Below are 22,340 nucleotides of genomic sequence, written 5' to 3' on the forward strand. Positions count from 1 at the left end.
CTAACTGACGAGCAACTGGACGGTGTCGGTCCGGCTGACCCTGGACATCAGTTGCCGGAGCACCTCGGGGACGGCGTCCCCGAGGTGGGAGGTGATCACGGAAAAGCCCGCCAGGGAACCATCCTGAAGCAGCCTCTCAATGACCACCAGGCTGATTTCGTCCAGGGACCCGACGTCGGGCACCACCAGGGTGGTGGGCGCCCGCTTGACGATGGCCCGAAGCCACGCCTCGAGTTCGTCCAGGCAGGCGAACCCCGGCGCACGGCCCAGGTCTGCCACCCGGGCTGACCCGCCGTCCTGCTGCTGGGTGAGCTGTTTGGCCATCAGCTCCAGCAGGACGATCCTGCGGTTCCCGGGCACTGCCCGTTCCCGTGGCCACCGCCGGCTGTCCGTGCGCAGGACCGCGTCTCCCCGGGCGTGCGCTTGCAGTGCGAGCCGGGCAATTTCGGATTCGAGCGCTGCCCGGGTGTCCGCCCGGGCTACAGTCAGCCGGCCATGCACCGGGTTCTGTGCTGACAAGCGCTCAGCCTTCAGCGGCCCCGCCGCGTGCCGCCGCGCCCACTCCAGGCACTGCGACGGCCCGCCACTGGATTCACCGCCGTGTGCAACGATGCGGAAGACCCTCTCGTAATTGACCGGGCCGCGGACAATTTCTTCGGTCCAGACCAGCTCAAAGGACGGGCCCAGCAGCGGTCCGGCCACCATGGCCGCGGAACCACAGGTGATGGCGGCCCCGCGCGGCGCGGCAGCCAGCAGGCACTGGCCCACTGTCACTGCGCCGGCGGCATCCGCCGGATCCACCTCGTCGCCCCAGCCAAAAGCCACCAGGGCCAGGCTGACCTCGACACCGTCCAGGGGTGCCGCAACGAGGATCCGTTCCACCGCCTGCAGGGCGTCATAACTCGTCTCGAAGCAGGCGGCCGCCACGGGCTGCCCGGCCTCCTGGCCGAGGCCGGGCAATAACGGTGCCCCGGCGGTCTCGTCCACATGTCCTGCAAACCATTCCAGACCCGGCAGGTCCGACGCTGCCAACAGCACAGTTCCGGCATCCATTGTCCGGCGTCCGTCAGCGGTTCGAGTACGCGGCCGCCGGCTCCTCCGCAACAGCCCACACGCCCGTTGCTGCGGCTTCGCGGGCAAACTCGCTGAAGTCCTTGGGCTCGCGGCCCAGTGCCCGCTGGACGCCGTCCGTCAGGGAGGCGTTGCGTCCGTCAAGGATCAGGGTGAAGAGGTCCACAAAGTCGCGCGGCAGGCCTTCCTTGGCAAGGATGGCTTCGTATTCCACTGCCGACACGGGGCTGTACACGATGTCCCGGCCCGTAGCTGCGCTGATCTCGCGGGCTACTTCGTGGAACCCGAGGAGGCGGGGCCCCGAAAGTTCGTACACCTCGCCGTCGTGGCCGGGTTCGGTCAGGGCGGCAACGGCCACGTCCGCGATGTCCTCCGCGTCCACGAACGGCTCCACGGCGTCTCCTGCCGGGATGGAGATGGCGCCTTCCAGCACCGGTCCCAGGAAGAAGCTTTCGTTGAAGTTCTGGTTGAACCAGTTGCACCGCACGATGGTCCAGGCGACACCTGAATTCTGGATCGATTCCTCGCTGGCAATGGCACCGTCTTCGCCGCGGCCGGAGAGCAGGACGAGCTTCTTCACGCCGTGGGCAGCAGCCGACTTGGCGAACTCGGCGATCAGGTCAGATACGCCCGGGAAGGCAAGGTCCGGGTAGTAGGTGACGTATGCCTTGGTAACTCCCTCGAGTGCTGCGTCCCACGTGCTGGCGTCTTCCCAGTCGAAGGCCGGGCTGGTGGAGCGTGATCCGAGACGGACCGCGATGCCCCGGTCCGTGAGCCGGTCGGCGACCCTGCGGCCGGTTTTGCCGGTGCCGCCGATAACCAGGATGGTGTCGTTCTCTGTCATGGTGGTTGCCGCGTTGGGCTGGTTGTTTTCCATAACTCCATCGAACCAATTGCGCAGGGCTTCCGACATACGCGCGCCGCTCACCTTCATTCGCTTCCGTATCGGCCTGCCGGCTGGTTTGCCTGGCGTTTGCGGAAGATTTCCACAACCGCCCCGACAATGACGTCCGGAGCCTCGATGGGGAGTGCATGGCCGCGGCCAGGGGCCTCAATAAGCAGCGGATTGAGGAAGGCCCTGGCCCCTTCGCGCAGCACGTGAGGGGGCACCACACGGTCCTCCGAGCCCACCAGGACGGTCACGGGAAGGGTCAGCTGGGAGGCCTCGTCGCGCAGGTCCACTCCCTTGATCAGCTCGAAGTACGCGCGGCGGACGGCCGGCGGCGTTGCGGCGAGGCTTTCCGCAACCCTTCCGCGGCCCGCGAACGGGGCCGCCGGCCCCATGGTCAGGGGCAGGATCCGGCCTGCGAGCGCCGGAATCCGGAGGACGCGGGAAAACAGGGAGCTTCCCATGAGTGCCAGTTCCGGTCCGGACACCTCCTGGCCGTGAACGGCGGTAGCCAGCAGGGCGAGCCCCTGGACGTCCAGGCGGTGCTGGTCCGGGCGGTGCTGGTCCGGGCGGTGCTGGTCCGGGCGGTGCTGGTCCGGATCAAGTCCGGAGGCACCCACCGCCAGCAACAGGGCGGCTAGCCCCCCGCCCGAATGGCCCACCAGGACGGCGTCGTGTACCCCGCGGACCGCGAGAACCCTGCGCAGGTCCGAGGCCAACTGCTCCAGGGTCAGCGCTGCTGCACCCCGCGGGGAGCCGCCATGGCCCCGGAGGTCCAAGGCCACCACCTTGATCCCGGAGCGCAGCAGGCCAGTGGCCACGGCGTCCCAGTGGTCCAGGCGGCTGCCCCAGCCGTGGACCAGGACGGCTGTCCCGGACCCGCCGGCGCCGGCCTGCCCGGCTGCGGCGACCCAGCCTGAAGGTGACATTTCCACGACCCTCAGCTGTGCGCCGTCGTCGGCCTCCACAGTGCCTTCCCACGTGGTGACCCCTTCGACGTCCCCCGCCGGTTCCGGGGAGCCACCCAACAGGCGGTCCAGCCCACGGAAGGCGGCCATGGCTCCCAGCGAGTGCTCCTCGCCAACGTCCTTGACCCGGGCGAGAAGCTTCAGCCAGCCTTCCGGGTTGGCACGGAAGTCCATGGACAGGGCCGTGTGTCCGCCCTCGATGGCCCGGAGCCGGAAGGTCCCGCTCCCGGAGAAATTCCCGCCGACGTAGTCCATCTGCAGGAATTCCTGCGGAACCACACCGGTGGTCTTCGCGGTGAAGCGCAGAACGGGGCCCGGCTTGCCGTTGCCGTTGGGCCGGACGGTCATCTCGGTCAGGCCGCCGTCCACATCGGGGCGGAGCTGCGTGGGGGTGAAGCTGTTCTTTTCAGCCCACCAGCGGCCGGCCCCGCTGAGCTCTGCCACGAGGGCGTCCCAGACCTGCGCCGGCGGAGCCTGGATGACGGCCTGGTCGATGAGGTTGTACTCGGCGCGCGCGGGGCCGGCGTGCACAATCCGCTCCGTGCTCATCCGAAGAACTTCTGTCCCGGAGCCAGCAGGTAATTGGGATCGAAAGCAGCCTTGTTGCGCTGCAGCAGGCTGTACTTCGCCCCGAAGTGGCGCTTCCAGTCCGCGACGGTCATGTTGGGGATGGCGCCGATGATGTAACGCTTTCCGCCCATGGCCACCAGTCGGTCGTAGAGGCGCCGGTTCCGTGCGAGCATCGTGTCGAAGCCGGTGGCTTCGGGGCCGTAGAAGTTCAGCAGATCGAAGAAGAACACGGTTCCGTCAGAGCTTTCCGGCAGGACGAACATGGGGCTCTTGACGTTGGCGGGGTTCAGCGGGGACAGCAGGCAGAAGCCGGCACCCAGGTCGGCCTGGGACAGTTCCGGCATGGTGGCGTTGACGAATTCAGCCACCTTGTCGCCCGGGATCAGCAGGCTGAGCCACGGCTTCTTCTGCTCCCAGTGCCCGGCCTCGCGCAAATACACGGCGAACGGGTCGATGCGGAAAACCCAGTCCCGGTACGGCATCGAGAACGAGGTCCGCAGGGCCCGGTCATCGCGGAGGCTGTCCAGGCCGGACGCGTCCGGGCCAACTTCCGGCGGCGTTGAGTAGGAGCCCAGCTCGATCTTGTACGTCCAGGCGGTGTCGTCAGCGGTCCGCACTACCTCGCCGGAGTGGTGGTCATACAAGCCGGCGGCCATAACCCTCTTTTGGTCCGCGACGTAGTCCTGGACGTTGTGGTAGTACAGGTTGGTGATCGTGGCGGTGTTCTTGGACGGCACGAGCATAACGCGCAGTTTGGTGATGATGCCTGCCTGTCCTGCTCCGGCCATCGCGGCTGCGAACAGTTGTGCGTTCCGGGTGCGGGATGCCATGAGGACTTCTCCGCGGCCGGTGACAATTTCGATTTCCTGGATGATGTCGCTTTGCAGGCCGTAGCGCTGGACGCTGGCGCCGACGCCTCCCACCGAGGTGGTGCCGCCGATGGAGAGGTGCAGATAATCGGTCAGGGCCGGCACTGTCAGGCCGTGCGGCAGGGCCGCATCCACCAGGCGGGCCCAGGTGACGCCCATGTCCACCCACGCCGAATCGGCGGAAATCCGGTGGATGGTGGAGAGTGAATGCGCGTCGACCTGGAGGCCGCCGGCGGCGAGGGCCTGGCCGTAGTTGGAGTGTGATTCGGTGTCGGCGCCTTCGCCGCTCTGACCGTTGACGGCGACTTTGATCTTCCGTTCGTTGGCGAAGCGCACCATCACCTGGATGTCCCGGATGGAGCCCGGACGCAGGACCGCGGCCGGCTGGGCTGTGATGAAGCGGCCAAAGTCGGTGGAGAACTCGGTGCGGACAGCGGGCGACATTTCCAGGGTGCCGTCCAGACTGGGCGTGCGGGTCATGTCCGCAGCCTGGGCGGCGTCGGTGGTCCAGGCCGCTTGGGAAACGCTGTAGCCGACGACGGCGAGGGCGGCGCCCTTGAGGAGGGAGCGGCGGGCAACGGATGGCGTGTTCATGGTTTTCCTTCGGTGGTTTTCAGGTTGAACTTTGCTATTTGCAGTGCGAAAGCTGCGGGTCAGGCGTGGACCGCGGCCCTAGCGGCGGTGGAGGTGAGAAGGTAGTCGGCGGCTTTGAACCGGGCCGTGTGCTTGCGGAACAGCCAGGTGTAGGTGGGCCAGATTGACGGGTTTTCGCCGTTGCTGTCCTGGTACCAGCTGACGCAGTTGCCTGCCGCCCAGACGGTCCCTTCGAAGCGCTTGTTAAGCCAGTCCTTATACTTGGCCTGGGCCTCCGGGAGGACATCCACCGAAGTGAGCCGGCGCTGGTCCATAACCTTCAGGGCTGACGCCACGTATTCGAGCTGGGCCTCGATCATGACGGTCTGCGCCGAGTGGCCCAGTGCCGTGTTGGGGCCGAGCAGCATAAAGAGGTTGGGGAAGCCGGAAACCGTGGTTCCAGCGAAGGCTGACATGCGTTCTTCCCATGCCTCCTCCAGCGTCACACCGCCCTTGCCTTCGATCAGCTTTGCCACCGGACGGTTCACCGCCTGGAAACCCGTCGCCAGGATGATGACATCGGCTGCCCGTTCCTGGCCCCCGCTGACCAGGGAGCCGCTGCGCACTTCCTCGACGCCGCCTGCCACAGTCTCCACGTTGGGCTGGCTGATGGCCGGGTAGTACTCGTTGGAGAACAGGATCCGCTTGCAGCCAACGGTGTAGGACGGGGTGAGTTTTTCCCGGAGCGCCGGGTCCTGCACCTGCTTGGCCATATGGCTGAGCGCCGAACCCTGGAGCGTCTTCTGCATCATGGCCGGGCGGGCCATCATAAAGGCCAGGATTTCGCGTCCCCACATGTTGAAGTTGCGGCGGAAGCGCTGGTAGCCCGGGATGTTGCGGCGCATCCACAGCTGCGAGGCAGGGATTTTGCGGTCCGGCTTCGGCGCAATCCAGGCCGGCGTCCGCTGGTAGATGTCCATCGATCCCACCACCGGCTGGATCTTGGGGATGAACTGGATGGCCGAGGCCCCGGTGCCGATCACGGCGACCTTCTTACCGGCCAGGTCCAGCCCGTGGTTCCAGTTGGAGGAGTGGAAGATCTCGCCCTGGAAGCTGTCCAGGCCCTTGATGTCCGGCAGTACGGGGTCGCTGAGGTAGCCGGTGCCGGTCACCAGCACACTGGCCGTGTATTCGCCTTGCGAGGTGGTGAGCCGCCACAGCTGCGCCTCGTCATCCCACCGGGCACGTTCGAGGCTGTGGTTGAACCGGATCCGTTCCCGCACACCGAACTTCCGGGCGCAGTCCAGCAGGTATTCGAAGATCTCGTCCCGCTTGCCGAAGGTGGTGCTCCAGTCCGGGTTCTGGGCGAACGAGTAGGAGTAGAGCAGCGACATCACATCGCACGCGCAGCCGGGGTAGCTGTTGTCCCGCCACGTGCCGCCCAGTTCGCCGGCGCGCTCGAAGACCAGGTAGTCGGCTATGCCCTCCTGCTGCAGCCGGATCGCCGCGCCCAGGCCGGAGAACCCTGCCCCGATGACCGCCACCCGGGTGTGTGGTGTGCGTCCGTCTGATGCGCCCGGGCCGTCAATGACATCGATGGAGCCGGCTTCGTCGTGTGTGGTCATGGCTGTTGCGCCTCTCATCCCGCGGGTGGCTGGATTCCATCCCGTTCTTTCCTGTAGAGGTTCGCGCCAGGCCGCAAGAGAAGCGCAAGCCCGTGCGGCGCGGACCCGTAAGGCCCCCGGGGACGGACCCGTTGCGCCCGCGTTGCGCCCGCCGGGTTGTCTGGTTCCAGGCCAGCAGCCGGCAACGCGTCTGCCGCCAGGTCCCATTGATCCGGACAGAATCTTTCGCAAGGAGAACCGTTATGAACATGCCTGCTCTCGAAGCCCTGGTCAGCCAGCTCGAGTCCGTTTCCGGTGCACAGCAGATCGATCCCGAGGTGCCGCTCATGCAGATTCCCGACGTGGACTCGATGGACCTCATGGAGTGGCTGTACAGCTTCCAGAACGATTTCCCCGAGGTCAAGGCCGACGCCACGCTCTTCGAAAACGAAGATGGCAAGACCACCCTGAAGCTGGTGCACGAACGCCTCATGGCCCTCGACACCGTCGTTTCAGCCTGATCCATGGCTTACATACAGATCACCGGATGGGGCGTTTGCGTTCCGGACAAAACAGTCAGCAGCGCCGAAATAGGGGCCAAGTTCGGCGTGGACGAGGACTGGATCGTCAGCCGCTGCGGCATCCGGGAACGCCGGTACGTAGTGGACGGCGAGACCACGGCTTCGCTGGCGGTTGAAGCCGGCCGCCGGGCGCTGGAGAAGGCCGGACTGACCGGCGCTGACGTCGCCCACCTCATCGTGGCGACCGCAACGCCTGAACAGCCCTCCCCTGCGACGTCAGCCTTCGTCCAGCACGAACTGGGTGTCGCCGGCAGCGCGCACGACATCAATGCCGAATGCTCCGGGTTTGTTTACGGGCTCATCATGGCCTCAGCCCTGATGCAGATCGATCCGCGTCCCATCCTGCTCATCGGCAGCGACACGCACTCCCTGACCACAAACCCGGCGGACCGGGACCTCGGCATCCTCGTGGGAGACGGCGCCGGCGCCATCGTGCTGACCCCGGGTGAAACCGACTGGATTCACTCCTGGGACCTCGGCGCCGACGGTTCACGGACCGGCAGCCTCCAGGTCAAGGCCGGCGGAAGCCGCATGCCCATGACCCAGGAAGCCCTGGAGGAAGGCCTTCACTACGCCAAGATCAACGGCAATGAGATCTACCTCAACGCCGTCCGCCTGACCGTTGCCACCGTCCGCAAAACCCTGCAGGCGGCCGGCAAGCCGGTGGAATCCCTGGACCTGGTGATTCCGCACCAGGCCAACATCCGCATCATCAATTCCATCGCCAACCACACCGGGCTCGCCCAGGAGCAGATCTTCACCAACCTGGAGCGCTACGGCAACACCGCCTCGGCGTCGATCCCGATCGCCCTGACGGAGGCCCTCGACTCGGGCCGCCTCAGCGAGGGAGATCTTCTCCTGCTGGCCGGATTCGGTGCGGGCATGACGTGGGGTTCGGTCCTGATGACGTGGGGTGGAAAATGAGCACGTTCAAGAAGCCCGTCCGCGGGCGTCCGGAATCTCCCGTAGCCCTGGTCACCGGTGCGTCCGGGGACCTCGGCCGGGCACTCGCCGTCGAACTTGACCGGCTCGGCTGCCGCGTGGCGGTCCATTACAACCGCTCGGAGCAGGCCGCGAAGGAAGTTGCGGCGTCACTGGTCAACCCGTCAGTGGTGGTGGGCGGCGACATTTCGTCCTGGGAGGAAGTCACTGCCATGCATGCGCAGATTTCCGCCGAGCTCGGACCGGTGGATGTGGTAGTCAACAACGGCGCCCTGCGCAAGGATTCCCTGATGGCCATGCAGGTGCCGGAAGACTGGCAGGAAGTCATCGCCACCAACCTCGTGGGCACCTTCCACGTGAGCCGCGTGTGCCTCCCCCACATGCTCAGCCAGAGGTGGGGCCGCGTGATCAACATTGTGTCGCCGTCGGGCATTATTGCGACGGCGGGCCAGACCGCTTACTCGGCGTCCAAGGCCGGGGTGATCGGGATGACCCGCACGCTGGCTGCCGAGTGCGCCCGGCGTGGAGTAACGGCCAACGCGCTGTCACCCGGATTTATGATCACGGGCATGACCGAAGCCCTCTCCGACGCCGTCAAAGACGGAATCCGGGACAAGTGCCCCATGGGCCGGTTCGGAACCACAACAGAGGTAGCGTCGAGCATGGGGTTCTTCCTGGATGCGGACTACATGACCGGCCAGGTCATCAGCATCGACGGCGGCGTCTCCATCACCTAGCAGTACCTCGCAACTACCGCCGGGGGCATCACGGCCCCCGGCACAGGACCGGAGCCATGCAAGTCATCACCCTTCTTCTGACCGCCGCCACCGTCGCCCTCGCCGGGATCGGCGGCCTCTACTACGCGTACGCCTGCTCGGTGATGCCGGGGCTGCGGGCAACCGATGATGCGACCTTCGTCAGTGCCATGTCGCGCATCAACTCGGCGATCCAAAACCCCGTGTTCGCGCTGAGTTTCTTCGGCGCCTTCTTGGCGCTTGCAGCTGCAACGGTGTACTCATGGGCCAACGGTCTCGGCAGCGCTGTGCCCGTCACCGCTGCCCTCGCTTTCTACACGGCCACGCTGGTCATCACCATGGGAGTGAACATCCCGCTGAACAACCAGCTGGACCAGGCCGTCAGTCCCGGCCAGGCCGGGACTGCACGCAAATCCTTCGAGGGCCGATGGACGCGCTGGAACATCCACCGCACTTGGCTGTCGCTGGCATCGCTGGTAGCGCTCAGTGCGTCATGGGCTTCCCTGGGGCAGGCGTGACCGCTCTGGCGACAGCGGTTCCCGCCGCCCGGACCGTGCCCGGTCCCGGGTCCGACGCCGGTCAGCTGATTCCAGCCGGCTTCTGCTTGGAGGAGGAATTCGGCGAGGACAGGGAAAGCACCCCCTGGCCTGGTGAAGCCGACCTTGTGGGCCCTGCCTCGGCCCGGAACCGCTACCAGTCAGTGATGGCCCGCGATTGCGCCCGCCGCGGCCTGGTGCGGCTGGGCCATTCGCCGGCGTCCATTCCGCGGCTGGCGCGGGGCGGCCCGGCCTGGCCCGACGGCATCGTTGGGAGCCTCACCCATTGTGCAGGCTATCGTGCGGCGATGGTGGGCCGGACGTCCTCTGGACGTTCCGCCGGAATCGACGCCGAACCGCACCGCCCGCTCCCCCACGGGGTGGTGGAACTCATCGCCAGCGGTGGGGAGCAGCGGTTGCTCGGCCGCCTGCAGTCCACTGAGCCGGACATCTGCTGGGACACCCTGTTGTTCTGCGTCAAGGAAGCCGTCTTCAAGGCATGGTTTCCCCTCACCGGGACCTGGCTGCCAATGACGCAGGCCACTGCGTGGCTCGGGACCGACGGCAGCTTCACCGTCTCCATTCGGCTCCGCGAGAACCAGCCCGGCGATCTGGGGTTGCTGGCGTGGAAGGGCCGCTGGGCGGTCCGCGACGGTTACCTGGTCGCCGTGACGGTCCGGGCGCCCCTGGCCTGATGCGGCCCTGATCCGGCCCTTGAGTTCAGCTGCCCGCTACTTCCGGAAGTCGAACAGCGCCGTGTGAGTTGTTCCGTCATTCAATCCCAGGGTGAATTGCCGGCACGTTCCTGCCCAGGCTTTCTGGGTTTTCCACACGTACGTGTACGTATCGGAGCCGGCCGCATAGCTCAGCGAACTGCTTCCCGCGGCCATAGTCTGCTCGATGTCGTCCAGGGCTGCGCCGCCCGGGCAGGCAATAGCGGACGACGACGGCGCTCCCGCCGCCAGGATATCCAGCCCCCGGTTCCCGCCGACCCCGAACTTGATGGGCACGGCAGCGCCGGCCTTCATGGCGTTCAGGGTGCCGCCGTTATCCACCGGCTGCAGGAAGCCGCGGAACGGCCAACGCGGCTGGCCTACGGCGAATGGTGAGAAGGAAGTGGTCCGGCCGCACACTTTGCCAGTTCCGCTGAGTGCGGTATCAGTGATGTCAGCCCACGCCCCACCCACGTAGTGGTAGAGATGCTGGCCCGCGGCCTGGTCATCTGACATGCCAAAGGTGTCGAACGTGATGCAGACCAGGACCCCAAGCGCTGAGCTGAAGACTGCGGTGGTTTCGATGTCGTAGTACAGCGGAGGGCTCGCAAAGGCAGTGTAGGAGCATCCGACGCCGGCGATGTCCAGGCGCGCGGTCACGGACTTCCCGCCCGCCGCAAGAGGCACCACAAACGTGGGTCCGAACGCGCCTCCGACCAGCTGGCCGCCGACGTACCAGCTGTACCGGTGCAGGCAACCCTCAAGACCCCAACCAACCTCAACGTAGTCGGTCGACGCTGTCAGTGTGGCGCCAACGGCAGGTTCACCCGCGAGGGTCAGGACGTGCAACGGACCCACAGCCGCAGGAGTGTCGAGGAAGAAGGCGTAGGCAAGGGGGAGCCGTCTGGGTGTCCACCGGCTCTTGGCCGTCACCGGTCGCATCAAACACTTCATACACAATGTCCGGTTGGCGTGACAGAGGCCGAACTGTCGTTGATTAGGACCATGACTTCCGGGGAATCCAGGAGGACGCTGACTGACACGCGGCTCGGGTCCGCGTAGGCCGGAGCACCGAGCGGTGCCGCCAATTACAATAGGAGTGCCGCCAGGACTGCCGTAAATCGCCGAGACCCGCTAATTCCAGACATTCCAGGCTCCCGCCACGCAAAGATTCAAGTGGGCGAATTCGAGCGGGCGTCCCAGACCGAAGGCTCAAACCGAATCGCCGGCTCATCCCAAGGAAATTGCGCGACGATTAGCCCAACGGTACGCCCGGAGGCTGTTAGTCAGCAAGGATTTTGCGCATACCCAAGTCCGTCTTGCGCATTCAAAATTGGCATCAAAAAACCCTGCCCCCACCCGAAGGTGAAGACAGGGCCTAATACGCCGTCAGAGAGGCGCAGGTCAGGAATTTGCCTTTTGGTAGGCTTCCTGGATTTCAGCCTGAATTCGGCCGCGGCTGTTAACCGTGTAGCCGTTATCCCGCGCCCATTGACGGATCTGCGCGGAGTCGTTGGTACGGGGGCCTACCACCGCTTTGGTGCGGGTTGCTCTGCCGGCCGAGGTCTTGCGCCCGGCGGCAACAAAGCGCTCCAGGGCAGAACGAAGCTCGGCCGCGTTGGCCGAGGACAGATCGATTTCGTAGCTGACCCCATCGAGACCAAAACGGACGTTCTCGTCCGCAGATCCCCCATCCAGATCATCGACGAGGATGATGTTTACTTTCTGTGCCATTAAATATGTCTTCCTCTTGGAAAGGTTCGGTTGTCAGAAATGAGGATGTTCCTATTAAAAGTATGAACCTCTTAATGGCAACGCGTCAAAGCGTCGGATGGTTCCTGTGGAAATCCACAGGAACCCGCAGAAAGCTCCTTCGAGCTATTTGTCCGTTTCCGGGTTCTGTTCGTTCAATGGCGCTGCGGAACGCGATTCCGCCTCGGCCTTGGCCCGGGCTTCGGCCTTACGCTCGGACTTATCGGCATTGAAGATGGATTTCATGGCAAACCAAAAAAGCAGGCCAACCACCAGCGAGGGCAAGAGTACGGCTACATATTCCATGATTAGTGGCCTTCGGGCTTCAGAAGCGGGAAAAGGATGGTTTCGCGGATTCCGGCTCCGGTGAACAACATCACCAGCCGGTCAATACCCAAGCCGATGCCGCCCATGGGCGGCGCGCCGTATTCGAGGGCCCGCAGGAAGTCCTCGTCCAGCTGCATGGCCTCGACATCGCCCGCGGCAGCGTGCCGCGACTGTTCCGTCAGCCGCTCACGCTGGATGACGGGGTCGATCAGCTCGGAGAAGGCCGTGCCGCGTTCCATGCCGCCGATGATGAGGTCCCAGGCTTCGATCAGCCGGCCGTCCTCACGGTGCGGGCGGGCCAGCGGCTGGGCAGACGGCGGGTAGTCGTACACAAACGTGGGGTTCAGGAGCGTGGGTTCCACAATTTCACCGAACAGCTCCACGGCCAGCTTCTCGGTGTCCCACTTCGGGTCCACCTTGACCTCGTGCTTTTCTGCGATTTGGCGCAGCACCTCAAGCGAAGTGTCCGGCGTGACGTCCTGGCCAACGGCGTCGGACAGTCCGGGGTAGACCGAAACCCAGGCCCAGTCGCCGTCGAGGTTGATCTCGCCGGCTTCGGTCTGGAGGGTGCGGCCCACCCCCACGGCGTCAGCGGCGTCGAGGATGATCTCCTTGATGCGCTCGGCCATGACGAACTGGTCCGCCCAGGCTTCGTAGCACTCAAGGGTGGTGAATTCAGGGCTGTGGGTGGAGTCCACGCCCTCGTTGCGGAAGACGCGGCCCATGTCGTAGACCCGGTCGATCCCGCCCACAACGGCACGCTTGAGGTAAAGCTCGGTGGCAATGCGAAGGGTCATTTTCTGGTCGAACGCGTTCATGTGCGTCTCGAACGGGCGGGCCAGGGCGCCGCCGTGGACCAGCTGCAGGATGGGGGTTTCCACTTCGACGTAGCTGTGGCGGTGCAGGCTCTCGCGGATGGAACGGGTAATCGCGGCGCGGGTGTAGACCATTTCCCGGGCTTCGTCGCGCACCATCAGGTCCACGTAGCGCTGGCGGACGCGGGTTTCCTCGTTCAGTTCCGCGTGCAGCACCGGCAACGGACGGAGTGCTTTGGAGGCCATGGACCAGGACTCGGCCATCACGGACAGCTCGCCGCGGCGGGAGGAAATCACTTCGCCCTTGATGAACACGTGGTCGCCGAGGTCCACCAGCGCCTTCCAGTCCGCGAGCGCTTCCTCGCCCACGTTGGCCAGGCTGAGCATCGCCTGGAGCCGGGTGCCCTTGCCGTCAACGCCGCCTTCCTGCAGCGTGGCGAAGCAGAGCTTGCCGGTGTTGCGCACAAACACCACGCGGCCGGTGACGCCCACAACGTCGCCGGTGGTGTCGTCAGCCTCAAGGTGCGCGTACTTTTCGCGGATCTCCGTGAGGGAATGCGTGCGTTCCACACCCACCGGATATGCCTCGGTGCCGCGCTCGATCAGCTTGGCGCGCTTGTCCATGCGGATGCGCATCTGCTCGCTGGCGTCGAGCGGTTCTGGGGCATTTTTTGGGGTGGGGGTGTTTTGGGAAGTCACAATCCCCAAGTTTACCGGGAGTTCGCGCCACCGGCTCCCGGCCGACGCCCAGGCATAGACTCGGGCTGTGGAGACGTGGAAGGTTGAAGCGGAGGACGGCGGGCGCCTCGACGTGCACTCCTTCCGCACCCCCGCGGGACTGGACCCGACGACGGCGGGACCTCCCGGCGTCGTACTCATCCACGGCACTTTGGTCACCGACGCCCTCTACCGGCCTTTTGCCCGGAAGCTCAGCGTCCTGCTGGGCCGGCCGGTGCACTGCTACAACCGGCGCGGCAGGGCGGGGTCAGCCCCGCAGCCGGAGGACTATTCGGTGCAGACGGAGGTCAGTGACCTTGCGGCGGTCATGCGCGAGACCGGTTCCACGGACGTGGTGGCCCACAGCTACGGTGGCTTCGTGGCGCTGCAGGCGGCCCGGACCCTGCCGATCGGCCGGCTGGTGACCTATGACGCCGCGGTGTCGGTGTCCGGAAACCTGAGCCACCGCTGGCGTCCGGAGCTTGAGGATGCCGTCGCTGCGGGCCAGCTCAACCACGCCTGGGCGCACTTGGTCCAGGGCCTGGCCACGGCCGGTCCGCTGTCCTACCTCCCGCTCGGCGCGCTGCGGATGCTGAGCATCCTCTCGGCCAGGACCAACGTTGGCGCGGAGATGCGTCAGCTGCTGCCCACGGCCGTCACCGAAATGCGTGCCGTACTCGACGCCGAAGCCGAACTGGACAATTTCACCGCCCTCACCACGCCCATCCTGATGCTCAGCGGCGGCTGGAGTCCGGCGTATTTTGCCGAGACGGGGAGGCAACTGGCGGCCGCCGTGCCATCCATCAGCTTCCAGGTGGTCCCGGGCCAGCTGCACGAGGGACCCATCCGCCCGGGCAAGGGGCTGGCCGTGCGGATGGCCCGGTTCATCAGCGGCAGCGACGGCCAGGTCCGGAAGCTGGGGAGGCGCCGGTAGGTCGCTTTGCCGGTGGGGTGCCTGGGGGCGCGCCTAGGATGGGGAGCGTGAAAGAGCAGGAAGTCCCCACGCACGACGGCGGCAGGCTGGCTTTGTACAGCTACGGAACCGAGGATGCGCCGGGCGAGCGCCGGGTGATGGTCATCGGCGGGGCGTTCCTCACCGCACTGATCTACCGGCCGTTCTCGATGGCATTGGCCGACGGGCTGGGCGACGGGTGGGCCGTGGATGTCTATGACCGGCGCGGCAGGGGCAACTCCACCGAGCAGCCGGCCGACTATTCCATGGCCACGGAGATTGCCGATGTCCGTACGGTCATGGATGCGACGGGCGCCCGCAACGTCCTGGGCCACAGCCTGGGCGGGTCGGTGGCGCTGAACGCCGTCCAGGAGTTCGCGGGCACCCCCTACGAACCGGACAAGCTGGCGGTCTACGATGCTGCGGTCAACATCGACGGCAGCATCGACATGTCGTGGCTGGACGATTTCGAGGCGGCGGTGAACGCCGGCAAGGTGGGGCATGCCATGGCCCGGATGAAAAAGGGCATGCAGCCCGGCACCGCGCTGTCAAAGGTCCCCGAGCCGGTCCTGGCAGGGCTGATGGCCGTGGTGTCCCGCACGAAGGTGAACAGGATGCTCAAGGAGCTGATGCCCACGGGCGTGGGCGAGCTGCGCGCCGCGTACGACGAAGCCGAGAATGTCAGGAACTTCGCCGTCCTGCCCGCCAACACGCACTTTATGGTGGGCGGCAAGAGCCCGAGCTACTACAAGGTCACGGCCCAGCGCCTTCATGCGGCCGTCCCGGGGAGCACGTTCGAGCTCTCGCCCAAGGGCTTCCACGGCTCCATTCCGGCCGCGGTGAAGGAACTTGTCACGGACATCGCCGAATACTTCAAGGGCTAAGGCTTTCCGCAGGTTGCTCGGCTAGGCTCGGATCATGACGAGCGAGAACATCAAGACCCCCGACGGCGGCACGCTGGAGCTCTACTCCACGGGTGCTGAACTGGCCTCCGCCGGCTCCGGCGTGGTTGTGGTCCCGGCCTCCATGGTGACCGCCGCCGACTACACAAAGTTCGCCCAGAAACTCAGCGCCGCCTTGGGTCGCCCGGTGCACACGTTCAACCGCAGGGGCCGGGGTTCTTCGTCGCCGCAGGCCGAGGATTACACCCTGGACGCGGACATCCGGGACCTGGACGCCGTTATGAAACACACGTCCAGCACCGACGTCTTCGGCCACAGCTTCGGCGGCGCGGTGGCCCTGCACGCGGCCCGGACCCTTCCGGTGGAGCGGCTCGCCGTGTATGACCCCGCCGTGTCCGTGAACCACAGCGTGAAGGCCGACTGGACCACTGAATACGAACGCGCCACGGCTGCCGGGGACGACGACCGCGCCCTGGCCGTGCTCACCAAGGGCCTGGAGACCGGCGCCTTCTCACGGATGCCGCTGTCCATGCTCACCATCGCCAACAAGCTCACCGCCGGCACCCACGTGGGCAAGCAGATGCGTGAACTGATGCGCACCGGCGTCCGGGAAATCAAGGCCATCATCGCAGCGGACATGCCGGCCGAGCCGTTCATGGAGCTGCCCCTGGAAACGCTGATTATTGTGGGCGAGAAGAGCCCCGCGTACTTCGGTGTTGCCTGCGGCCAGATCCACGACATCCTGACCGGCTCCAGCTACACCATCCTGCAGGGGGCAGGCCACGACGGCGTCCTCCGCGCCCCGGACAAGCTCATCACCGAACTGAGCGACTTCTTCGCCGGCTAGCCTCCATCATTGCAACGCGGGGTCACTTATCGCCCCATCCGGCGGTCCGGAAGGGCGCAATGTGACCCCGCGTTGGATTGGAGGTGCCCGCTAGTGGGCGGCGTGGCCCGGGGCGGCACCTTCTGTTTTGCGCATCATCGCGGAAAGCACGACGGCGGCGAGGGCTATGACGGTCGCCGTCAGGAACGCTGCGCTCATGCCGGCAACGAGCCCGGACGCGGCCGAGACGACGGCGAAAATGGATACCAGCAGCGCCGTGCCGGCGGCACCGGCTACCTGCTGGGTGGTGCTCATGATCGCCGAGCCGTGCGAGTAAAGATGCGGCGGCAGCGGGTTCAGGCCGGTGGTAAATGCCGGAGTGAACAGCAGCGCCAGGCCGAAACTCAGCCCCACGTGGAGGGTGACGATCCACCAGACCGGAGTGCCGGCGTCGAGCGTTGAGAACTGCCACAGGGCCAGCACCATTAGCACGGAACCAGTGACGGTGAGCGGCCGCGGGCCCACTTTGTCGAACAGCCGGCCGATGAACGGGCCCAGCAAGCCCATCGCCAGGCCGCCGGGAAGCAGCGCGAGCCCGGTCTCCAGCGACCCCAGGCCGCGGATTTCCTGCAGGTAGAGCGGCAGCAGGATCACGCCGCCAAAGAGCGCCATCATGGCCACCACCATCAGCAGGACGGAGACCGTGAACATCCTGAAGTTGAAGGCGCGGAGGTCCAGCAGCGGGGCTTCGGCCTTCTGCAGCCGGAGCTGGCGGAGCACAAAGACCGTCAGGCTGGCGACACCGATAACCAGCGCGGCGATGGCCACGACGCTCGGACCGCTTTGGCCGCCGCCGATCTGGCTGAGACCGTACACCAGGCCACCGAAGGCAGGAACTGTAAGCAGTACGGAGAGGAAGTCGAGCTTGGTCTTTTCGGTTTCGCCCACGTTCGTCAGGTACTTGGCGCCGATGGCCAGCGCGGCCAGGGCGACCGGGAGGACAAAGACGAACATAAAGCGCCAGGTGAAGTGCTCCAGGATCAGCCCGGAGACAGTCGGCCCCATGGCCGGTGCCACGGAGATGGCGATACTGACGTTGCCCATCACAGCGCCGCGCTTGGCCAGCGGGACGAGGGTGAGGATGGTGGTCATCAGCAACGGAAGCATGATGGCCGTGCCGCCGGCCTGGACGATGCGGGCCAGGAGCAGGATCTCAAAACCGGGAGCCACTGCGGCCAGGGCGGTGCCGCCGGCGAAAAGTCCCATGGCCAGCATAAAGACGGCCCGCGTGGACAGGCTTTGGAGGATGAACCCGGTAGTGGGGATGACCACGGCCATGGTGAGCATAAAGCCGGTGGAGAGCCACTGAACGGTGGGCGCGTCCACGCCAAGGTCAACCATCAGCCGCTGCAGGGCAACATTCATGATGGTCTCGTTCAGGATCACCACAAAGGTCGCCACGAGCAAGGTGGCGATGATGGTCACCGATTCGCGGGACATCTTCTCCGGCACGGAGGACTTCGGCGCCGCAACCGGCCCGGGCCGCCCGGAGGCGTTCGAAGAGACTTCTGTAGACATGGGTGTTCCCCCAGGGAGTAAGAATGAAGTGGCTCGCGAGCATCGTCGCTGCAGTTTCAAACACTCTACCGGCCGGAGTAATTCCGGCGAACAGGATTTTTCTTCGGCTCGGGTTTTTTCTGATCGGTCGTTTTGGCTGGCCGGTGTGGTTTAATCAGCGCACTGAGTATGAGTCGGGGCTGGGGCCTCTAGTGATGTTCGACCGCGCAAGCGGTCAGGCAGGAGCCCCAGGTGGACGCGTACTCCCCCGCATATCCGGCAGGGCGCCACTACCACGGCGATGGCCGAAGCCCGTTGTCCCTGGTTCTTTCGGTGGCTGCCGCTTTGATGGTTTTGCTGGCTGCCGTCACTTCGGCCGTGGTCCGTTCTGAGGGCGTCACCGGAACCGTGAATGCGGCTTTCGCCGGGACCGGGCCGGTTGGCGCCATGGCCGCGGTTGGTGCGGGCGCCGAGGTTGGCGCCATGGCCGCGGTTGGTGCAGGCGCCGAGGACGGAAGCGTCGCGAGGATTATCAGCAGGGTCTCCGGCTTCCGCGTTGGCGTGGCCGTCGCGGATACAGCGGGCGGACCGGTCCGCACTTTTGGCGACACGGCGGCCTATACTGCGGCCAGCACTGCCAAGCTCGTGACCGCAGCGGCCTATCTCAGGCTTGTGGCGGCCGGTGAAGCGCGACTCGATGAGACGCTGGGGAACTACACTGCCGCTTTCCAGCTCAAGTCCATGATCAACAACAGCAACAATGATTCCTGGCTCCTGTTGATGGGCAGGATCGGCTACCAGCGGCTGATCCAGTACGCAGCCTCGATTGGCATCGCCTACGATCCCGAAGACAACCGGCTGACTCCCGCGGAAGTGGCCCAAGTCCTGACGAAGCTTTATGCCGGACAGCTGCTTAACCCCAATGACACCGCGCAGTTGCTGGGGTACATGCAGGAAACCAACAACGAGGAACTTATCCCCGCCGCCTCGGGGCCGGGCATTACCGTCTATCACAAATACGGCCAGCTTGCAGGAAACCTCCATGACGCAGCCCTTTTGGAACATGGCGGGACAACGTATGCGCTGGTGATCTTCACGGAAGGCGCCGATAGCACCGACGAGGCCGAACGCACTGAAATGATCCACGATCTGACGCGGGCAGTCGTCGCGACGCTCTTTCCCGCGGGTTAACCGAGCTCCTGCTGACTCCATGCAATCCGGCGCTCGGCATCGAGGGAACGGAGCATTCGCGGGCAGGGGGCTTAAGTGATCCGTTCGCGCCGGGTGGTCAGCTGCGGTGGTGCTCGATCAGCCAGCCGGCCATCTGCTGGGCCCGCTTGGCCGCCTGGGTGTCCCCTTCGGTGGCTGAGACGATGGACCCCTTCATCAGGATGTGCCAGGAGCGGGCGAAATCCTCGGGGCGGTCCAACCCTGCCTGCTCCGCGAGGTCCTGCACATGGCCCCTGATCCTGGCCAGGTAGTTGATGCTGGCCTGGCCCAGGGGATGGTCCGGGCCCATTTCCAGCAGGATGTTGATGAAGGAGCAGGCCTCGAAGTCGTCGCGCAGGAACCAGTCGCCGAAGACGTCGAAGATGGCAAGGAGCTGTTCAGTGGGGGTAGTGCCGCGCAGTTTGGCCTGGCCAACGATGGCATCAACTGTCCATACCTGGTCCCGCTGCTCCAGGAACGCCAGAACCAGCGCGTCCTTGGACGGGAAGTGCCGGTAAAAAGTTGCCTTGGCCACGCCGGAACGTTCGATCAGTTCGTTAACACCCACATCCCGCACACCGCGGCGGGAAAAGAGTTCATAAGCCACAGCCAGGATCCGGCTCCGGGAATCGGCAGGCAGAACTGCCGCCTCGGCGGGTAAATCCGCCGGAGACAGCGCGGGTTCTGCAGTGTGGTCTGCATCGGAAATCATCGTAGGAATAGTTTACTCCAAGGTGCAGACAGACCGGTCTTACCCGTTGTAATGTTTTCCCAGACGCAGTGCTATGACGCCGATGGGACCCCGTAAAGGCCCCGTCGGCTTGGTGCAAGGAGGCCCCGATGTCAGCAGAGCGAACCTACGATTTTATCCAGTGCGATGACACTGACCCGTGGATGGAGAGTGCCGCTGCGTCCGCCGAGGTCCGGCACTTCGCCCGGGAATCCTTGCGGTGGCAGGCGCAGGAAATCATTGATGAGGTGCTCCGCGGAACAGTTCCCGGCCAGGAGTTGTCCCGGGCCCGGTTGCGCCGCTGCGTCGCCCAGAACCCCGGCAAGCCCGAACGTGCCCTGCTTCAGCAGCTGATGCTCAACCGCGACCCGCAGGGTGAATCAACGCAGTAACGGCTGGCCTTAAAACGTGAGGCTGCGGTCCACGATGCGCCCGGCGGTCACATGCAGGCTCTGGCTGTTGGCGCGGGCATGGGTCCGGAGCAGGTTGAATGCTGCGTCCATATCCACTCCGGCAGTGTGCGCAATGACGCCCTTGGCCTGCTCAATCAGCACCCGGGTGTTCAAGGCCAGCTGCAGCTGCTCGTTGACCAGTACCGCTTCCCGGATGGTGCGTTCCTGCATAAGGCTGATGGTGGCGACGTCGGCAAGCGCCTGGCCGATCGCGGCATCCTCTGCAGTCAGGAAACCCTCCCGGGCGCCGAACAGGCCCATGGCCCCGATAATCCTGCCGTGAACGCGCATGGGCACAGCATGCACGGAGCGGAAGCCCTGCGACAGCGCGGCTTGGCGGAAGCCCAGCCACTTGGTAAGCCCGGCAATGTCGTCCACTGAGACTGCCGACCCGGTCATGTAGCACTCAACGCAGGGACCGGCTCCGGCTTGAAGCTGGAGCACCTCGACGAGTTGGCTCTGCTCGCTGGTGGATGCGACAACCTGCAGCTCTCCGCTGGGATCGGCAAGCAACAGACCCGCGGCTGCGACGTCAAGGAGACCCACGGATTCCTCCACCAGGATATGCAGAAGATCCACGACGTCGTAGTCGGCCACCAGCGTGTCAGTGAGCTTGACGAACGCCGCACTGGCGCGCTCGGCGCGGGTACTGGTTACCATGGCCCTATTTTACTGCAGGGCAGGTCCGCTGGCCCCACCCTTGTCGGTGTTGAAGCTGAGCCTTCTTGCGAGCACAGCGGCGGCTGTCTCCCCCAACGTGAGGTCATTGGCAAAAGCGTAGGCACGCAACAAAAGCAAGGATTCCGCTGCCGTAGCACCGGACTGCGCCAGGACCATCCCGGTGGCCTGGTGAATCTCGCGGCGCGACATAAGCGCCGGCTCCAGGGCTGGATCCGTATCCGGTGAGCTGAGGCTCAGGATCTTGCGCAGGAGGTACCAGGAAGTCTGCCCGGCAAGTACGGCCGCCATCGACTGGTCCGACCGGTTCAGGTTTCCACGAACGGCGTGATACAGCTCAACAACACCGAGGTCCATCGCGCCTACTGTGAGTGGAAAAACGAACAGCGCGGCTGCGTCCGTCCCGGCGATCGCCTGCCGGAACATGGGCCATTCGTCGTCGGCGGTGGACTGTGCGTCGGGGATCAGCACGGGCAAGCGGGTCTTGTGGGCCCGCCACCGCGGGCCTTCGCCGAGGCTGAACTGCAGTTCGTCCAGGCGGGCGGCGAGTTCGTCGCTGGCGGAGACCAGGGTCTCCGCGGCAGAGCCGCCGAAGAGGGACACCGCGGCACCCGTTATGGGCAGCTTCTCCAGATATGGAGCACACACGTTCTGGTCACCGGCAACCATATCGGGTGCAATGTCCATGGTGAGCCTCTGATCCCTGAATCATCCCGCGGTGAAAGATCCGGCTGCAGGCTGAACCGGAGCGGCGGAGTTGTCACTTCAAGGATACAGATTGCGGCGAACCCGCCCGTCGTCGCCGACCGGGCCTCAGTCCGGACCTTCCTGGCCGTTGGCATTGGCCATCTCTGCGGTGACCATCAGGTGGTCACGCAACGCCCGTTCCGGTGCGCCCGGGTGGGCGGCCACACACCTGCGAAGGCGCCATTTGACGTCAGCCAGATCCGGTGCCGGGTCCTCCAAGATCGAGTAGATAATTTCGTAAGCCTGCCATCCGATCGGCGTGAATCCGTCAGCGGCGATGTGGTTGGCCATCGCCTCCTCCACCTTAGGGATCGTGGCGCTCACGGGTCTCTCCGAAAGGTACGGCCTCGCTGACCGCGACGGTATAGGTGTCGTGCGCGTGGCGGGTTACCAGAATCCCGCACAGGCCAGTGCTGGAGGCATACTGGCGGGCCATGTCAACGGCCGAATTCAAATAGTCGTCCAGGACGGACGCGTGATTCACTTTGACGAGATAGGACAGCCCGTCATCGATTGTGCGGATCATTGGATTCGCTCCTGACTTGAGCGTGGCCGGTAGGCCACGGGGATGGGGAATGCACGCGAGCGTCCCGCTTGCCGTGTAT

The 22,340-nt window shown here is 65.3% G+C and carries 25 protein-coding genes; 10 read left to right on the forward strand and 15 right to left on the reverse strand.

Translation table 11 applies throughout. The features are described 5' to 3' along the window. Genes ACX80V_RS13665 through ACX80V_RS13685 form a run of 5 tightly spaced genes read right to left on the reverse strand, consistent with a single transcriptional unit; the run spans position 1 to position 6,565 of the window. Positions 1-1,053 (reverse strand): hypothetical protein, encoded by a 1,053-nt coding sequence (locus ACX80V_RS13665; RefSeq protein ID WP_485843596.1) that lies wholly within the window; start codon positions 1,051-1,053, stop codon positions 1-3. Positions 1,054-1,066: 13 nt separating this feature from the next. After that, positions 1,067-1,948 (reverse strand): NAD(P)H-binding protein, encoded by an 882-nt coding sequence (locus tag ACX80V_RS13670; RefSeq protein WP_485843597.1) that lies wholly within the window; start codon positions 1,946-1,948, stop codon positions 1,067-1,069. A gap of 53 nt (positions 1,949-2,001) precedes the next feature. Continuing rightward, complete coding sequence (locus ACX80V_RS13675; RefSeq protein ID WP_485843598.1) at positions 2,002-3,477, reverse strand: alpha/beta fold hydrolase; 1,476 nt, start codon at positions 3,475-3,477, stop codon at positions 2,002-2,004. Further along, positions 3,474-4,961 (reverse strand): FAD-binding protein, encoded by a 1,488-nt coding sequence (locus ACX80V_RS13680; RefSeq protein WP_485843599.1) that lies wholly within the window; start codon positions 4,959-4,961, stop codon positions 3,474-3,476. Before ACX80V_RS13680 ends, ACX80V_RS13675 begins: the two co-directional genes overlap by 4 nt. Positions 4,962-5,020: 59 nt before the next feature. After that, positions 5,021-6,565: a flavin-containing monooxygenase gene (locus ACX80V_RS13685; RefSeq protein ID WP_485843600.1), complete on the reverse strand. Its 1,545-nt coding sequence runs from the start codon at positions 6,563-6,565 to the stop codon at positions 5,021-5,023. Positions 6,566-6,807: 242 nt separating this feature from the next. Between ACX80V_RS13685 and ACX80V_RS13690 the strand changes: the two genes are divergently transcribed. From ACX80V_RS13690 to ACX80V_RS13710, 5 genes are read left to right on the forward strand one after another with little or no spacing between them, the layout of a single operon-like run. Next, positions 6,808-7,065, forward strand: a complete 258-nt coding sequence (locus tag ACX80V_RS13690) for a hypothetical protein (RefSeq protein ID WP_485843601.1) — start codon at positions 6,808-6,810, stop codon at positions 7,063-7,065. A gap of 3 nt (positions 7,066-7,068) precedes the next feature. Continuing rightward, positions 7,069-8,049, forward strand: coding sequence for a 3-oxoacyl-ACP synthase III family protein (locus ACX80V_RS13695; RefSeq protein ID WP_485843602.1), 981 nt, complete (start codon positions 7,069-7,071; stop codon positions 8,047-8,049). After that, positions 8,046-8,804: a 3-oxoacyl-ACP reductase family protein gene (locus ACX80V_RS13700; RefSeq protein ID WP_485843603.1), complete on the forward strand. Its 759-nt coding sequence runs from the start codon at positions 8,046-8,048 to the stop codon at positions 8,802-8,804. The genes ACX80V_RS13695 and ACX80V_RS13700 overlap by 4 nt, the downstream gene beginning before the upstream one ends. A gap of 56 nt (positions 8,805-8,860) precedes the next feature. Beyond that, complete coding sequence (locus tag ACX80V_RS13705) at positions 8,861-9,340, forward strand: anthrone oxygenase family protein (RefSeq protein WP_485843604.1); 480 nt, start codon at positions 8,861-8,863, stop codon at positions 9,338-9,340. After that, a complete protein-coding gene (locus ACX80V_RS13710; protein ID WP_485843605.1) occupies positions 9,337-10,053 on the forward strand; it encodes a 4'-phosphopantetheinyl transferase family protein in 717 nt (238 codons plus the stop codon). The genes ACX80V_RS13705 and ACX80V_RS13710 overlap by 4 nt, the downstream gene beginning before the upstream one ends. A 36-nt stretch (positions 10,054-10,089) precedes the next feature. On the opposite strand, the gene ACX80V_RS13715 is transcribed toward ACX80V_RS13710, so the two are convergent. The 4 genes from ACX80V_RS13715 to lysS form a co-directional block, all read right to left on the reverse strand. After that, the gene (locus ACX80V_RS13715) at positions 10,090-11,013 is read right to left on the reverse strand and encodes a PxKF domain-containing protein (RefSeq protein ID WP_485843606.1); all 924 of its coding nucleotides are present in this window, start codon (positions 11,011-11,013) and stop codon (positions 10,090-10,092) included. Between the two features lie 462 nt (positions 11,014-11,475). Continuing rightward, complete coding sequence (locus tag ACX80V_RS13720; RefSeq protein ID WP_104060154.1) at positions 11,476-11,805, reverse strand: histone-like nucleoid-structuring protein Lsr2; 330 nt, start codon at positions 11,803-11,805, stop codon at positions 11,476-11,478. 144 nt (positions 11,806-11,949) lie between these two features. Further along, the gene (locus tag ACX80V_RS13725) at positions 11,950-12,129 is read right to left on the reverse strand and encodes a hypothetical protein (RefSeq protein WP_141139155.1); all 180 of its coding nucleotides are present in this window, start codon (positions 12,127-12,129) and stop codon (positions 11,950-11,952) included. 2 nt (positions 12,130-12,131) lie between these two features. Then, positions 12,132-13,664: a lysine--tRNA ligase gene (gene lysS, locus ACX80V_RS13730; RefSeq protein ID WP_485843607.1), complete on the reverse strand. Its 1,533-nt coding sequence runs from the start codon at positions 13,662-13,664 to the stop codon at positions 12,132-12,134. A gap of 67 nt (positions 13,665-13,731) precedes the next feature. On the opposite strand from lysS, the gene ACX80V_RS13735 reads away from it, so the two are divergent. Genes ACX80V_RS13735 through ACX80V_RS13745 form a run of 3 tightly spaced genes read left to right on the forward strand, consistent with a single transcriptional unit; the run spans position 13,732 to position 16,383 of the window. Continuing rightward, the gene (locus ACX80V_RS13735; protein ID WP_485843608.1) at positions 13,732-14,616 is read left to right on the forward strand and encodes an alpha/beta fold hydrolase; all 885 of its coding nucleotides are present in this window, start codon (positions 13,732-13,734) and stop codon (positions 14,614-14,616) included. A 38-nt stretch (positions 14,617-14,654) separates the two neighbouring features. Next, complete coding sequence (locus tag ACX80V_RS13740; protein ID WP_485843609.1) at positions 14,655-15,518, forward strand: alpha/beta fold hydrolase; 864 nt, start codon at positions 14,655-14,657, stop codon at positions 15,516-15,518. A 34-nt stretch (positions 15,519-15,552) separates the two neighbouring features. Beyond that, complete coding sequence (locus ACX80V_RS13745) at positions 15,553-16,383, forward strand: alpha/beta fold hydrolase (RefSeq protein ID WP_485843610.1); 831 nt, start codon at positions 15,553-15,555, stop codon at positions 16,381-16,383. 90 nt (positions 16,384-16,473) lie between these two features. Here ACX80V_RS13745 and ACX80V_RS13750 read toward each other — a convergent pair whose 3' ends face one another. Next, a complete protein-coding gene (locus ACX80V_RS13750; RefSeq protein WP_485843611.1) occupies positions 16,474-17,940 on the reverse strand; it encodes a DHA2 family efflux MFS transporter permease subunit in 1,467 nt (488 codons plus the stop codon). Positions 17,941-18,171: 231 nt separating this feature from the next. Here ACX80V_RS13750 and ACX80V_RS13755 point away from each other — a divergent pair, with 231 nt between their 5' ends. After that, complete coding sequence (locus ACX80V_RS13755) at positions 18,172-19,110, forward strand: serine hydrolase (protein WP_485843612.1); 939 nt, start codon at positions 18,172-18,174, stop codon at positions 19,108-19,110. Positions 19,111-19,207: 97 nt separating this feature from the next. Here ACX80V_RS13755 and ACX80V_RS13760 read toward each other — a convergent pair whose 3' ends face one another. Next, the gene (locus ACX80V_RS13760) at positions 19,208-19,840 is read right to left on the reverse strand and encodes a TetR/AcrR family transcriptional regulator (protein WP_485843613.1); all 633 of its coding nucleotides are present in this window, start codon (positions 19,838-19,840) and stop codon (positions 19,208-19,210) included. A gap of 128 nt (positions 19,841-19,968) precedes the next feature. Between ACX80V_RS13760 and ACX80V_RS13765 the strand changes: the two genes are divergently transcribed. Then, complete coding sequence (locus ACX80V_RS13765; RefSeq protein WP_485843614.1) at positions 19,969-20,250, forward strand: hypothetical protein; 282 nt, start codon at positions 19,969-19,971, stop codon at positions 20,248-20,250. A 9-nt stretch (positions 20,251-20,259) separates the two neighbouring features. On the opposite strand, the gene ACX80V_RS13770 is transcribed toward ACX80V_RS13765, so the two are convergent. The 4 genes from ACX80V_RS13770 to ACX80V_RS13785 all read right to left on the reverse strand — a co-directional run bounded on the left by ACX80V_RS13770 (position 20,260) and on the right by ACX80V_RS13785 (position 22,261). Continuing rightward, positions 20,260-20,970, reverse strand: a complete 711-nt coding sequence (locus tag ACX80V_RS13770) for a GAF and ANTAR domain-containing protein (RefSeq protein ID WP_485843615.1) — start codon at positions 20,968-20,970, stop codon at positions 20,260-20,262. Positions 20,971-20,979: 9 nt separating this feature from the next. After that, positions 20,980-21,675, reverse strand: coding sequence for a GAF and ANTAR domain-containing protein (locus tag ACX80V_RS13775; protein ID WP_485843616.1), 696 nt, complete (start codon positions 21,673-21,675; stop codon positions 20,980-20,982). A gap of 126 nt (positions 21,676-21,801) precedes the next feature. Beyond that, positions 21,802-22,059, reverse strand: coding sequence for a hypothetical protein (locus tag ACX80V_RS13780; RefSeq protein ID WP_485843617.1), 258 nt, complete (start codon positions 22,057-22,059; stop codon positions 21,802-21,804). After that, positions 22,040-22,261: a hypothetical protein gene (locus ACX80V_RS13785; RefSeq protein ID WP_485843618.1), complete on the reverse strand. Its 222-nt coding sequence runs from the start codon at positions 22,259-22,261 to the stop codon at positions 22,040-22,042. Before ACX80V_RS13785 ends, ACX80V_RS13780 begins: the two co-directional genes overlap by 20 nt. Positions 22,262-22,340: the final 79 nt, after the last annotated feature.

The organism is Pseudarthrobacter arbutini (assembly GCF_054510915.1).

Bases quoted from the DNA above. Each gene is read 5' to 3' on its own strand.
- ACX80V_RS13665 (WP_485843596.1), bottom strand. From the start codon at position 1,053: ATGGATGCCGGAACTGTGCTGTTGGCAGCGTCGGACCTGCCGGGTCTG.
- ACX80V_RS13670 (WP_485843597.1), bottom strand. From the start codon at position 1,948: ATGGAAAACAACCAGCCCAACGCGGCAACCACCATGACAGAGAACGAC.
- ACX80V_RS13675 (WP_485843598.1), bottom strand. From the start codon at position 3,477: ATGAGCACGGAGCGGATTGTGCACGCCGGCCCCGCGCGCGCCGAGTAC.
- ACX80V_RS13680 (WP_485843599.1), bottom strand. From the start codon at position 4,961: ATGAACACGCCATCCGTTGCCCGCCGCTCCCTCCTCAAGGGCGCCGCC.
- ACX80V_RS13685 (WP_485843600.1), bottom strand. From the start codon at position 6,565: ATGACCACACACGACGAAGCCGGCTCCATCGATGTCATTGACGGCCCG.
- ACX80V_RS13690 (WP_485843601.1), top strand. From the start codon at position 6,808: ATGAACATGCCTGCTCTCGAAGCCCTGGTCAGCCAGCTCGAGTCCGTT.
- ACX80V_RS13695 (WP_485843602.1), top strand. From the start codon at position 7,069: ATGGCTTACATACAGATCACCGGATGGGGCGTTTGCGTTCCGGACAAA.
- ACX80V_RS13700 (WP_485843603.1), top strand. From the start codon at position 8,046: ATGAGCACGTTCAAGAAGCCCGTCCGCGGGCGTCCGGAATCTCCCGTA.
- ACX80V_RS13705 (WP_485843604.1), top strand. From the start codon at position 8,861: ATGCAAGTCATCACCCTTCTTCTGACCGCCGCCACCGTCGCCCTCGCC.
- ACX80V_RS13715 (WP_485843606.1), bottom strand. From the start codon at position 11,013: ATGCGACCGGTGACGGCCAAGAGCCGGTGGACACCCAGACGGCTCCCC.
- ACX80V_RS13720 (WP_104060154.1), bottom strand. From the start codon at position 11,805: ATGGCACAGAAAGTAAACATCATCCTCGTCGATGATCTGGATGGGGGA.
- ACX80V_RS13725 (WP_141139155.1), bottom strand. From the start codon at position 12,129: ATGGAATATGTAGCCGTACTCTTGCCCTCGCTGGTGGTTGGCCTGCTT.
- ACX80V_RS13740 (WP_485843609.1), top strand. From the start codon at position 14,655: ATGGGGAGCGTGAAAGAGCAGGAAGTCCCCACGCACGACGGCGGCAGG.
- ACX80V_RS13745 (WP_485843610.1), top strand. From the start codon at position 15,553: ATGACGAGCGAGAACATCAAGACCCCCGACGGCGGCACGCTGGAGCTC.
- ACX80V_RS13750 (WP_485843611.1), bottom strand. From the start codon at position 17,940: ATGTCTACAGAAGTCTCTTCGAACGCCTCCGGGCGGCCCGGGCCGGTT.
- ACX80V_RS13760 (WP_485843613.1), bottom strand. From the start codon at position 19,840: ATGATTTCCGATGCAGACCACACTGCAGAACCCGCGCTGTCTCCGGCG.
- ACX80V_RS13765 (WP_485843614.1), top strand. From the start codon at position 19,969: ATGTCAGCAGAGCGAACCTACGATTTTATCCAGTGCGATGACACTGAC.
- ACX80V_RS13770 (WP_485843615.1), bottom strand. From the start codon at position 20,970: ATGGTAACCAGTACCCGCGCCGAGCGCGCCAGTGCGGCGTTCGTCAAG.
- ACX80V_RS13775 (WP_485843616.1), bottom strand. From the start codon at position 21,675: ATGGACATTGCACCCGATATGGTTGCCGGTGACCAGAACGTGTGTGCT.
- ACX80V_RS13785 (WP_485843618.1), bottom strand. From the start codon at position 22,261: ATGATCCGCACAATCGATGACGGGCTGTCCTATCTCGTCAAAGTGAAT.